This window comes from Mesorhizobium liriopis, from assembly GCF_024053505.1.
Lineage (GTDB): Bacteria > Pseudomonadota > Alphaproteobacteria > Rhizobiales > Rhizobiaceae > Mesorhizobium_B > Mesorhizobium_B liriopis.
The window spans coordinates 14581-27136 of record NZ_JAMXQS010000010.1 but is presented as its reverse complement, the minus strand read 5'-3'; the positions used below and the strand labels follow the sequence as shown (position 1 = coordinate 27136).

The window sequence follows — 12556 nt, the reverse complement described above, 5'->3', positions numbered from 1 at the left end:
GCTTATCCTTTGCGGTAACGATGGGGCGTAAACGGAAGAGAATGAACGGTTATCGGGATTTTCTGTCCGCGCACTTCCGTGTGCAGCGGCTGTCTCGGGAGGACGAGTTCGGCATCGAGCAGGCCCATGGCGACCGGGTGATCCACGCTCGGTCCGAAACCGCCCGAGGTCACGGTACCGACAGGCTTGCCGGCGGGATCGAAAAGCGGCGCACCGGCGCGTACCGGCAACCGGCCTTCCGGCCGCAAGCCGGTGCGTCGGCGCTTCGGGTTCCCGAGCGAGGCCAGCGCCTCGGCGCCGATGAAGCCGCCTTTTTCGCGCAAGGGTTTCGGGATGGCCCAGAGGAGGCCCGCCATGACCGGGTCGGTCTCGGGCGAGATATCCTGTCCGTGCAGGCAGAGACCGGCTTCGAGGCGCAGGCTGTCGCGGGCGGCGAGGCCGATCCAGCGGACGCGTTCATCCGTCAGGAGTTTTTCCGCGAGTGTGGTGGCGTGGTCGAGGGGCAGGCCGATCTCGAAACCGTCTTCGCCGGTGTAGCCGGATCGGCTGACGAAACCGCCGCCATCCAGTTCGAGGCCGGTCATGAATCGCTCGGGCAACGGCCCGAAACCGGCGCGCTTCAAAACGTCTTCTGCTTTCGGTCCTTGCAGGGCGAGGAACACGAAAGGCAGCACTGCGATGCTGCAGTCGTAGCCGGCTGCGATTTCGCGCAGGTGCTTCTCGTCGCTTTCCGCATTGCCGGCATTGGCGACGACGATGAAGCGTTCGGCCCCCGTTCGCGTGACGATCAGGTCGTCGAGAATACCGGCATTCTCATCGAGGAAGAAGGAGAGCTTGCCTTGGCCGACGGCAAGCGGTTCGGCTTCCAACGGGCAGGCGCGGCTCAGGAGCTTCGCGGACTGCGGGCCATCGACGGCGAAGAGGCACATGTGGGAGATGTCGAAGAGACCGGCATCCTGGCGCGTCCACAGGTGCTCCTTGAAGACACCGAGCGGATAAGTCAGCGGCATGTGCCAGCCGGCAAACGTGCCGAAGCGCGCGCCGGCCGCCTGATGCATATCTTCTAAGGGAAGGGTCTTCGTGTCGCCCGCTGTCACTCGGTTCTCCAGAATCGCACGTTTGCCGCAGCCGGAATGGCTGCCGCACTTCGTGCCCCTCTGTCTGAAGCCTGAGAGACTCGCGCCGGCTCGTCGAGCGGCGCTTACACCTTCGGCGCGGGATTGCTCCCGACTTTCCAGAGCGTCCTGAACCCCGCGCGGTTCTTTTGCCTGAGAGATTTCGGGCGATTTCCCCTTCGGCGGTGGCCAAGCGGCCACTCTCTCCCGCGCGCGGCGGAGCCATTTGCGACTCCGAACGTCGTATCCGTAGCTCAATCGGTTATCGCTGTCACCTCTCAGATTCCGGCGTACCAATCATATCCCCGGTCTTCCCAGTAGCCGCCCTTGCCGAGGCCGATGGCGGCGAAGCTGTCGACCAGTTCGATGCGGCGCAGATATTTCGGCATCTTGTAGCCGAGCTGGCGTTCGACACGCACGCGTAAGGGCGCACCGTTGGCGACGGCCAGCGCCTCGTTGTTGCAGCCATAGGCGAGGATCGTTTGCGGATGGCGGGCGTCGATCAGGTCAATGGAGCTCGAATACCGGACATTGCCCGACAGGCCTCGCTCGATCGTGTCCATGCACCAGAACATGACGTAGCGCGCCGTTGGCTTTACGCGGGCATGCTCGAGCACAAGGGCAAGTGGCACGCCGGTCCATTTCGCGATGCAGCTCCAGCCTTCCACGCAGTCGTGGCGGGTGATCTGGGTACGCGAGGGCATCGCCATGAGCTGTTCGCGCGAGAGCGATAGCGGGTTCTCGACCAGCCCCGTCACTTCCAGCCGCCAGTCGCGGAAATCATTGGCGAGGAGGGCCTGATAGTCGTCATCCTCGGGACGCGTCACGCCGTTGGGGCGCTGTGGCTGGCGGATGTCGCTTTCGCTGAATTCGGGCGCGAGCCGGTTGCCGGCCAAAAGGCGCTGGGCGCGGTAGGTCAGGTCGTTGGCACCCGTCATGAATTCGCGCAAGGGGTGCGCTCGGTCGGCGAAACCGTCGAACACGTCGCAGCCGCCGAGCGCCAGCGAGGACGCGCCGAGCGCACCGGCGGAAAGGAAGCGGCGACGGTTGAGCTTGAAAGCGCTCATGGCCGTGTCTCCTCATCCGCGCGATACCAGCCGGTGATGATCGAGCGCAGTTCGTTGATGGGACCTGCGGCGAGCACCATCACGACATGGACGACGACGAACAGGACGAGAGCCAGCATCGTGACGAAATGGATCGTACGCGCCGTCTGACGTCCGCCGAACAGGTCGAGCAGAAAGGGTGCGACGGCATTGAATGAGGGCGACATGGCGAGGCCCGTCAGGATGATCAACGGAAAGGCCACGAAGAGCACACCGGCATAGGAAAGCTTCTGGAGCGGATTGTAGTCGCGCGTGTGGCGGAACCGCAGGCGGAGGTGGTCGGCGATGTCGCGAGGCAGGCGGCGCAGGTCTGTCCGGCCGGGCACGACATCGCGGCGTGCATGGCCGTTCAGGAGGCTTGCGACGAGCCAGACGAGCAGGGTGCCGGAGAGCACCCAGGCGAAGAAGAAGTGGACCACGCGGGCGGTGGCGAGGTCGTAGAAGGAAGGGATCGTCATCCAGTGGGGGAAGGCCCGAAACTCGCGTTCGCCGTCATGCTCGGAGATGCCGAAGACGCCGGTCGTGGCGACGCGATGGCCGAGCACTTCGACGAAGCCTGCGGCTGGCGTCTGGTTGAAGTCGGCATTTATTTTGAGAACGGCGTTGTCGTACTGAAAGCCGCTGTCGCGGCCGACATAGAGCGTGGGGTGGGCATTGAAGATGTTGAGGCCGCTCAACAGCAGGAAGAAGAGGGCAATGGCCCAGACCCAGTGCGTGACCCTCGTCCAGATCGACTGGCGGTAGATCAGGCGGCGCGCGGGCGGCTCATGCGCCACCGCCATCTCGTCTTGTGCCACGTCGCTCATGCCTCGATCCCGCTGCCCGCTTATCCTTGATACGGAAAGCAGGCTTACGCTGTTTCAAAGGCAGGTGGATCAAAGTTTCGCGAAGAGCGCGCCTGCGGGCGGCGCTACTGGCCGAGATTGACGGCGATATTCACGGCGGCGGCGACGATCACCGCGTTGAAGAAGAACGAGATGATGGCGTGGATCGAGACCGCCTTGCGCAGGCGGGTCGAGGTCGTGTCCACATCCGCCGTCTGCGCGGTCATGCCGATGGTGATCGAGAAATAAAGGAAATCCCAGCCGCCGGGTTCGTCGTCGCCGGGAAAGTCGAGGCCCTCGGCGCTCTTGCGCGCCACCGGCTCGCCGCGCTGTTCCGTCGCCTCATGGTCGAGCCAGCAGAGATGGGCGTAGTGGATGGCGAATGTCGCCTGGATCGTGCACCAGCCGAGCAGGACGGAGAGAAGCGAAATGCCGAGCTCGATCGGGTTCGGTGCGCCTTGCTCGCTCAGGAGCAGGAAGAGCGAGGTGAAGGCGGCGGCCGCCACCACGAGGGTGACGAGGAAGATGACGAAAACGGGTTCGTCGGCCTTCCGCGCATTCTGGCTGAGATAGCTCGCCGTCAGCCGTTTCAGCTGGCGCGCCTGGCCGAGGAGAAAGATCGCGAAGAAGGCGCTGGTGCCCGCGACGAAGGACAGGTTCTTGTCCACGAGATGCGTGAGCCCGCCAACCGCCACGCCGCCGAGCGAGGCGAGAATGAATTCGAGGTGAGGGCGCGTCTTGCGCTTTTTCGGGGCAGAACTCACGCGGCGCTCGTTCCCTGCATGGCACGGCGCACGGTGCGGTCGAGCGCTTGCAGGAAGCTCGACCGGTCCCTGGGCGAAAAGCTCGGATTGAGTCCGCGCGACTCGCCCGTCTCGCGCAGGTGCTGCTTGAGATCGCGCATGGCCACGGCCATGCCGATGGTTTCGGGCGTGAAAGGCCGCCCGGTGGGACCGAGCACGAAGCAGCCTTTTTCGACGGTGCGCGCGGCAAGGGGCACATCCGCCGTGATCACGACATCGGCGGCGACGGCATTGTCCACGATCCAGTCGTCGGCCGCATCAGCACTTTTGGACACCACGACGTGGCGAACCATCGGGTCGCGGGAGGGGCGCAGGCCACCGTTCGAGACCATCACCACGACGACACCGACGCGCTCGGCCACGCGCAGGATTTCCTCCTTCACGGGGCAGGCATCGGCATCGACGTAGATGGTGGTCATGGGATCAGTAGATCACCACGCTGCGGATGCTTTCGCCCTTGTGCATCAGGTCGAAGGCCTTGTTGATGTCTTCGAGCGGCATGGTGTGGGTGATCATCGGGTCGATCTCGATCTTGCCCGACATGTACCAGTCCACGATCCTGGGAACATCGGTGCGGCCGCGCGCGCCGCCAAACGCCGTGCCTTTCCAGACGCGGCCGGTGACGAGCTGGAAGGGGCGGGTGGCAATCTCCTGGCCTGCGCCCGCGACGCCGATGACGATGGACTGGCCCCAGCCGCGATGCGCCGATTCGAGCGCCTGACGCATCACCCTGACATTGCCGGTGCAGTCGAAGGTGTAATCGGCGCCGCCGATCTGGTCGGCGCCGCGCTTGGTCAGGTTGACGATGTGGGCGACCACGTCGCCCTCGATCTCGGAGGGGTTGACGAAATGGGTCATGCCGAAGCGCTCGCCCCATTCCTTCTTGGAATTGTTGAGATCGACGCCGATGATCATGTCGGCGCCGGCGAGCTTGAGGCCCTGAATGACGTTGAGGCCGATGCCGCCAAGGCCGAAGACGGCAGCGGTTGCGCCGATCTCGACCTGGGCGGTGTTGATCACAGCTCCCACGCCGGTGGTCACCCCGCAGCCGATATAGCAGATCTTGTCGAAGGGTGCGTTCGGATCGACCTTGGCCACCGCGATCTCGGGCAGGACGGTGAAGTTCGAAAACGTCGAGCAGCCCATATAGTGGTGGATCTTGTCCTTGCCGATCGAGAAGCGCGAGGTGCCATCGGGCATCAGGCCCTGGCCCTGGGTGGAGCGGATCGCGGTGCAGAGATTGGTCTTGCGCGACAGGCAGGACGGGCACTGGCGGCATTCGGGCGTGTAGAGCGGGATCACGTGATCGCCCTTTTTCACGCTCGTGACGCCTGCGCCCACATCGACCACGATGCCGGCACCCTCATGACCCAGGATCGCCGGGAACAGCCCTTCGGGATCGGCACCAGACAGGGTGAACTCGTCGGTGTGGCAGATGCCGGTGGCCTTGATCTCGACCAGCACCTCGCCCGCGCGCGGACCTTCAAGGTCCACCTCCATGATCTCCAACGGCTTGCCGGCGGCAACGGCTATGGCGGCACGGGTCTTCATGGGCGGCTCCTTGCGAATCGGGATGGGGAAGGGATTTCAGGTTTGGGGGTGGGGTGCAAGGCGGGTGGGTGATGTGGAGAGTGTAGGTCGGGTGGGGAGGGGGTGGATAGATTGTTTGGGCTCGGGAGCCCTTGGACCTTATGAGCGAGGACTGTCTGGACTCGGTGGCTTAACGACGTTGGCTGTCGGTGGAGAGGGAACGGCATGGATTCTCGGGTCGAGCCCGAGAATGACGAACGAAAAGAAGAATGGGGCAAACCTTCACGCGCAGTGCTTATCAGTTCAGTCATCAACTGGACGTCTCACTCCTCGCTTCGTCATTCTCGGGCTTGACCCGAGAATCCATGCCGTTCGCTTTCAACATCCTCCGAGGCTGTCGCACGTATCTGCGACCAACCGTGCCTTAAACGAGTTCCACATCCACCACGCCCGGCACGGCCCGCAGCGAGCTCGCGAGTTGGGGGGAGAGGCGGTATTTGTCGGGCAGGGAGATTTCGATCTCGCCGGCGGCGTCGGGTTTGAGGACGATGAAGCTGACCTGGCCGTCGCCTCTCGCAGAAAGCTGCGACTGCACGCTGGCGAGCGGGGCGATATCGCGCAGGAAGACGCGGAGCGCCTTCTGGACGCGGACGGCTTCGTCTTCGAGCGACTGGACCGTGCCGATGCGCAGGTTGATGCCTTCGGGACGGTCTTCGGCGGCGACCGTGATGACGACCGATTTGCCGGGCTCGAGCATGTCGCGGTAGAGGCCGAGCACTTCGGAGAACATCACGGCCTCGTACTGGCCCGTGGTGTCGGAGAACATCACGATGCCCATGCGGTTGCCGGTGCGGGTCCTGCGCTCCTGACGCGATGTGACGGTGCCGGCGAGGCGGCCGGCGGTGGCGCCCTTCTTCACGGCAGCCGAAAACTCGGTCCAGGTCTGGATGCGCATCTTGGCGAGCGAATCCTTGTAGTCGTCGAGCGGGTGCGCCGAAAGGTAGAAGCCGACCACCTGGAACTCGCGCTGGAGCCGCTCGGCGGGCAACCATGTCTCGGTCGGCGCGAGATGGAGGGTGGGCGGGGTGGCGCTCATCGCGGCGCCGAAGATATCGACCTGGCCCGACGCTTCGTCCTCGCGGGCACGCGACGCCATGCCCATGATGCGGTCCACGCCGCCCATCAGCGAGGCGCGGTCGTAGCCGAAGCAATCGAGCGCGCCGGCGGCGATCAGGCTTTCGAGCACGCGCTTGCCGACGATCTTGGGATCGATGCGCGAGGCGAAATCGGCGAGGTTCTGGAAGGGCTTTTCCTTGCGCAGCGCCACGACGTGATCGACGGCAGCTTCGCCCACGCCCTTGATGGCGGCGAGCGCGTAGAAGATCTTGTTCTCGCCCACTTCGAACAGGCTGTCCGAGGTCTGCACCGAGGGCGGCACGACGGTGATGCCGAGGCGCATCGCGTCCTGGCGGAAATCGCTCAGCTTCTCGGTGTTGCCCATGTCGAGCGTCATCGAGGCGGCGAGGAATTCGACCGGGTAATGCGCTTTGAGATAGGCCGTCTGGTAGGAGACGACGGCGTAGGCCGCAGCGTGGGACTTGTTGAAGCCGTAATCGGCGAACTTGGCGAGCAGATCGAAGATCATGTTCGCCTGTTCTTTCTTCAGGCCGTTCTTCACCGCGCCCTCGTTGAAGCGCACGCGCTGCACTTCCATCTCGGCGCGGATCTTCTTGCCCATGGCGCGGCGGAGCAGGTCGGCCTCGCCGAGCGTATAGCCCGACAGCTCCTGCGCGATCTGCATCACCTGTTCCTGGTAAACGATGACGCCCTGCGTTTCCTTGACGAGGTGGTCGATCATCGGATGGATCGAGGCGATCTCCTCCTCACCATGCTTGCGGGCGTTGTAGGTCGGGATGTTCTCCATCGGGCCCGGACGGTAGAGGGCGACGAGCGCGATGATGTCCTCGATGCGGTCGGGCTTCATGCCGATCAGCGCCTTGCGCATGCCGGCGGATTCCACCTGGAACACGCCGACCACTTCGCCGCGCGAGAGCATCCCGTAGGTCTTCTCGTCGTCGAGCGGGATCTTGGCGATGTCGATATCGATGCCGCGCCGGCGCACGAGCTTCACCGCGCGGTCGATGGTGGTGAGCGTCTTGAGGCCGAGGAAGTCGAACTTAACGAGGCTCGCATCCTCGACATATTTCATGTTGAACTGCGTGACCGGCATGTCGGAGCGCGGGTCGCGATAGACCGGCACGATCTCTTCCAGCGGCTGGCCGCCGATGACGACGCCGGCCGCATGGGTCGAGGCGTGACGGTAGAGGCCTTCGAGCTTCAGCGACATGTCGAGCAAAGTCTGGACGATGGGCTCCTTCTCGGCTTCTTCCGCGAAGCGGTGGTCGCCTTCGATGGCCTGCGTCAGCGTGACCGGGTTGGACGGGATCGCGGGCACCATCTTGCACAGGCGATCGACCTGTCCGTAGGGCATCTGCAGCACGCGGCCGACATCGCGCAGCACGGCGCGCGGCTGGAGCGAACCGAAGGTGATGATCTGCCCGACCTGCTTGTGGCCGTAGCGGTCTCGCACATAGCGGATCACTTCTTCGCGGCGGTCCTGGCAGAAGTCGATGTCGAAGTCGGGCATCGACACGCGATCGGGATTGAGGAAGCGCTCGAAGAGGAGCGAGAAGCGCAAGGGGTCGATGTCAGTGATGGTGAGCGCGTAGGCGACGAGGCTGCCGGCGCCCGAGCCACGGCCGGGGCCCACGGGTATGTCATGCGCCTTGGCCCATTTGATGAAGTCGGCGACGATCAGGAAGTAGCCGGGGAACTTCATGCGCTCGATGATGCCGAGCTCGAAATCGAGGCGCTTTTCGTAGTCTTCGGGGGTGAAGCCTTGGGTGGGGCCGTGCGCGTCGAGGCGCATTTTCAGGCCTTCTTGGGCCTGGCGCCGCAGTTCGAGGGCTTCCGCCTTTTCGGCCTCCTCGGGGGTTGAGGCATTGCCGGTGGTGAAGCGCGGCAGGATCGGCGCGCGCTTTTTCGGGTAGTAGGAACAGCGGCGCGCGATCTCGACGGTATTTTCGAGCGCTTCCGGCAGGTCGGCGAAGAGTGCCGCCATCTCGGCCTGCGGGCGCAGGTGGTTGTCGGGCGAGAGGCGACGGCGGTTGTCTTCGGCGACGACCGAGCCTTCGGCGATGGCGAGCAGCGCGTCATGCGCCTCGTAGTCCTCGCGCTTGAGGAAGAAGGCCTCATTGGTGGCGACGATGGGCAGGTCGTGGCGGTAGGCGAGGGCGACGGTCGCGGCCTCGATGCGGCGGTCATAGGCGCCGACGCGCTCGATCTCGACATAGAGACGGTCGCCGAAATAGCGCTTGAGCTCGTTGAGACGCTGTTCAGCGGCGTCCATGTTGCCTTGGGCGACTGCCGTGCCGATGGGGCCGCGCGGGCCGCCGGTGAGGCAGATCAGGCCGTCGGACCAGGTTTCGAGCTTGTAGTGCTTGATGTGGATCGGGTCGCCCTGCTCGTTTTCGAGATGGAGCTTCGAGACCAGCATCACGAGGTTGCGGTAGCCGGTTTCAGTGGCGGCGATCAGCACGATCGGGTGGCATTCGAGCTTCTCCTTGCGGAAGCTCTTCCTGGTGGGATCCTCCGGCTCGACGGGAAAGCAGACATCGAGCTGCAGGCTGATGAGCGGCTGCACGCCTTCCTTGGTGGCCTTCTGGGCGAATTCCATGGCACCGAACATGTTGCCGGTGTCGGCGATGCCGATGGCGGGCGCGCGGTCGGCGACCGCATAGCCGAGCGTCTTGCCGACGGTCAGCGCGCCTTCCAGCAGCGAATAGGCGGAATGGACCCGCAAGTGGATGAAGGTGGGTTTCTCCGGCGGCGGGGGGGCTTTGGGCAGCTTTGCCGCTTCCGCCGCGCGGACGATGGGGTCCCGCGATTGCCGTTCAGATGCCATGCCGTCTCCTTGCGGGGAATCGCAAAGACTCATCCCGCTTGAACGCACAGTGTCCGTATTTCGATGAAGAGAGTCTAATTGGCATGGGGAATAAGCGGGGGAAAGCTTCGCCGGCGAGGCGATTGTGATCGGGTGACGCGGACATATTAGCGCGATTCCATGGCAGTGCGATCTCGCGCCGCGGGGCCGAGTTCTGGAAAAGATCGGGGAGCGGGCGGCCGCTTGGTCGCTCGGCAGATGGTATGAGTGGTGCAACCTCGCGGCCGCCCGCTTCGGTGTTCTTGCCCTAGGTCCACAGAACGCGGCGCTACCCACGCTCCTCACTTGGGGCCCGGGCTTAGGGGCTCATCACCCAGGGTCATTCGTCAACTTCCCCAGCCCGGCACCGGCTTCTCCCACGCAATCACCGTCATGACCGATGCCCCGTGGAGGACGCGAGGAGGAGGGTAAGGGAGGGGTGGGAGGGGGTGGATGAGATTTTTTGGGTTCTTGGTGGGCTTTTGCTTGGAAAGCTGTGCGGGTGGAGAGGTTACCCCCACCCTGTATCCCTCCCCACAAGGGGGAGGGAGGGCGTCGGCGCTGTGATTTACCTTGAAGCTTGAGGTCTGGCTGACAGGAGAGAAAGCCACGGCGACGTTCCCCTCCTCCTTGTGGGGAGGGGTATGGGGCGAGTGATCAATCCACCTGTTTGTCGTTGCCGGAGCGGCCGTCACGCGTCCGGCAGGTCCATTTCGTCCCAGAATTCGGGCGGGCGCATGCTGGGGGTGTCGGTGCTTTCGGCGCGGGGTGGGCGGCCTTTGGTGCCTTTGCCGAAAGTGTAGCCTGTCTCAATGGCGCGGAGGCCGTATTTCTCGCGGAGCGCGTCGACGGCAGTTTCGGCGAGAGCGCGCTTGCGGCTGCGCAGGTCGATGAGGTCGGGCGGGTCGGCGCGCGCGGTGTCGCTGAGGTCGGAGACGCCGATGCCGAGCAGGCGAAAGCGGGTGCCGTCGGTTTCCTTGCGCAGCAGGCCGAGACCGGTCTCGAAGATGCGGTCGGCGAGGCGGGTGGGGTCGGGAAGGCGCTGGTTGCGGGTGCGGGTCTTGAAGTCCTGCGTCTTGAGCTTGAGCGTGACCGTTTGTCCGGCGGTGTCGCCTTTCTTCAGGCGGGCCGAGACCTTCTCGCTGAGGGCGCGCAAGACGGGAACGAGGTCGGCGGCGGTGGCGAGATCGTTGTCGAAGGTGGTTTCGGCCGACACGCTCTTGCGCTCGTTGCTCGGCTCCACGCGGCGCGTGTCGTCGCCACGCGACAGGCGGAAGAGGCGGTTGCCCATCGAGCCGTAGCGGCGCAGGAGGTCGCCCTGTTCCATGCGCTGGAGCTGGCCGATGGTGCGGATGCCGTCGCGATGGAGCACCTGCGCAAAGGCCTGGCCCACGCCCCAGATCATGGTGACGGGCTGCTCGGCGAGGAAGGCGGGCGCCTCGGCCTTGCCGATCACGGCGAAGCCGCGCGGTTTCTTCAAGTCCGACGCCATCTTCGCCAGGAACTTGCAGTAGGACAGGCCGACCGAGACCGAGATGCCCAACTCGCGCTCCACATCCTGCGCGAAGCGGGCGAGGATGAAGGCGGGCGGGGCGCCGTGCATGCGCTCGGTGCCCGACAGGTCGAGAAAGGCTTCGTCGATGGAAACGGGTTCGACCAAGGGAGTCAGCGCCTGCATCATGGCGCGGACCTGCCTGCCAGCACTCGCATATTTCTCCATTTCCGGCTTGACGACGACGGCCTCGGGGCAGAGCTCCAAGGCCTTGAACATGGGCATGGCCGAGCGCACGCCCTTGATGCGGGCGAGGTAGCAGGCGGTGGAAACAACGCCGCGTTTGCCGCCGCCGACGATCAAGGGCTTGTCGCGCAGCTCGGGCCGGTCGCGTTTTTCAATGGACGCGTAAAAGGCGTCGCAGTCGATATGGGCGATGCGCAGCTCGTAGAGTTCGTCATGAACGAGAACGCGGGGGGAACCACAGCCGGCGCAGCGGCGTGACGCGGCTGCCCGGCGGGGCGCCAGGCAGTCACGGCAGAAGCCGAGCTTGGGGTCGTTCAGGCGGAACATTGGAAGAACGAAGCTACGCCGATGTGCGGAGAGTCGCAATCGGGGCGGCGTCGGTCTCCACCGTTGACTTGGTCAGGCCGCGATGCCCAGCGACTGCGCGATGAGCGGCTGCGCCTCTTCCCAATCGGCGACGGCGGTGATGCCGGCGGGGATTTCGCCCATCAGCGCGCGCAGGCCCCCGTGGGCCATGAGCTGGAAGAGGGCTGCGTCGGGCACGGTATCGCGGACGGAGAGGTGATTGCGCACGATGTCGTCCACGAAGGCGACGGGGCGCGAACCGTTGCGGATCTGGGCGACGGCCGGGCCCTTGGCGCGCTCCGTGGTGAGAAGCGCGTAGGGCAGGCCGAGCGATTCCAAATGCTTGCGTCGATGCTCGCGGGCACGGTGCGGCATGGCGGTCAGGAGCACCACCTGTGCGTCGTTGGAGAGTGCGGCGAGCGCTTCGGGCGCGCCGAGCGCGAGTTGCTGCCAATCGGCCTGCACGTCCCAGAATTCGTCGATGAGGGCCGTGACGCGCTCGTCGGCGATGGCCTCTCGCGTGCCCCGCGCGAAGATGTTGCCGTGCAGAGCGAACTTGTCGAGGCCGAGATCGAGGTCCTGCGAGGCGAGGTAATTGCCGAAGGGCGTGACGAATTCGAGCACGACCTCGTCGACATCGACCACCAGAAGCGGACGGTCGTCGTGCTGCAGTTCGCCGATCTGGCGGCGGGTTTCTTCATCTTCGCTCATATGGACCTGTCATAGTCTTCAGTGCCGAGGGGCAGGGCGCGCATGGCATCCATCACGGTCTGCGGCTTGATGCCCGCACTTTCCGCGAAGGATAACAAAGTGGGCTCGTGGTTCGCCACGAATTGCAGAACGCCGGCCAGGAAGCCGGGCTCGCGCGCGGCCAATCTGATGGTGTCGGCTTCAATCCCGGTGATTGACAGGAAACGCGGCAAGAGATCCGGATCGCTGGCGACAAAGGCCAAGGCCTGTATCGCCAAGGCCTGGGCGGCCTCCTGGTCGAGCTTCATGGCGCGCCGTTCTCCCTTGTTCCGTTTCGTGTCCGGGCGTTCAATTTTTGGGGAGATGCGGCCCGCGACACAGATGCTAGAAGCACACGGGAAAACGATTCGGGGCTCGCATGTC

10 protein-coding genes and 1 riboswitch are annotated in these 12556 nt (G+C 64.7%); all 10 genes read right to left on the bottom strand.

From position 1 onward, the window contains the following. Positions 1-2: 2 nt before the first annotated feature. Complete coding sequence (gene gcvT, locus NGM99_RS19565) at positions 3-1097, bottom strand: glycine cleavage system aminomethyltransferase GcvT (RefSeq protein ID WP_353937441.1); 1095 nt, start codon at positions 1095-1097, stop codon at positions 3-5. Between the two features lie 149 nt (positions 1098-1246). Continuing rightward, a riboswitch (glycine riboswitch) is annotated at positions 1247-1335 on the bottom strand. Positions 1336-1393: 58 nt separating this feature from the next. Beyond that, positions 1394-2182, bottom strand: a complete 789-nt coding sequence (locus tag NGM99_RS19560) for a molybdopterin-binding protein (protein ID WP_252822100.1) — start codon at positions 2180-2182, stop codon at positions 1394-1396. Continuing rightward, positions 2179-3027: a cytochrome b/b6 domain-containing protein gene (locus tag NGM99_RS19555; protein ID WP_252822098.1), complete on the bottom strand. Its 849-nt coding sequence runs from the start codon at positions 3025-3027 to the stop codon at positions 2179-2181. Before NGM99_RS19555 ends, NGM99_RS19560 begins: the two co-directional genes overlap by 4 nt. A 104-nt stretch (positions 3028-3131) precedes the next feature. Next, complete coding sequence (locus tag NGM99_RS19550) at positions 3132-3809, bottom strand: DUF1345 domain-containing protein (protein ID WP_252822096.1); 678 nt, start codon at positions 3807-3809, stop codon at positions 3132-3134. Beyond that, positions 3806-4267, bottom strand: coding sequence for a YaiI/YqxD family protein (locus NGM99_RS19545; RefSeq protein WP_252822094.1), 462 nt, complete (start codon positions 4265-4267; stop codon positions 3806-3808). Before NGM99_RS19545 ends, NGM99_RS19550 begins: the two co-directional genes overlap by 4 nt. 4 nt (positions 4268-4271) lie before the next feature. Beyond that, positions 4272-5399: an S-(hydroxymethyl)glutathione dehydrogenase/class III alcohol dehydrogenase gene (locus NGM99_RS19540; RefSeq protein ID WP_252822092.1), complete on the bottom strand. Its 1128-nt coding sequence runs from the start codon at positions 5397-5399 to the stop codon at positions 4272-4274. Between the two features lie 403 nt (positions 5400-5802). After that, positions 5803-9342 (bottom strand): DNA polymerase III subunit alpha, encoded by a 3540-nt coding sequence (gene dnaE / locus NGM99_RS19535; protein WP_252822089.1) that lies wholly within the window; start codon positions 9340-9342, stop codon positions 5803-5805. Positions 9343-10051: 709 nt separating this feature from the next. Next, entirely contained in the window at positions 10052-11425 is a 1374-nt protein-coding gene (locus NGM99_RS19530) for a DNA polymerase IV (protein ID WP_252822087.1), read from the bottom strand. Positions 11426-11497: 72 nt separating this feature from the next. Next, positions 11498-12154, bottom strand: a complete 657-nt coding sequence (locus tag NGM99_RS19525; RefSeq protein WP_252822085.1) for an HAD family hydrolase — start codon at positions 12152-12154, stop codon at positions 11498-11500. Next, a complete protein-coding gene (locus tag NGM99_RS19520; protein ID WP_252822083.1) occupies positions 12151-12441 on the bottom strand; it encodes a DUF3572 domain-containing protein in 291 nt (96 codons plus the stop codon). The genes NGM99_RS19525 and NGM99_RS19520 overlap by 4 nt, the downstream gene beginning before the upstream one ends. Positions 12442-12556: the final 115 nt, after the last annotated feature.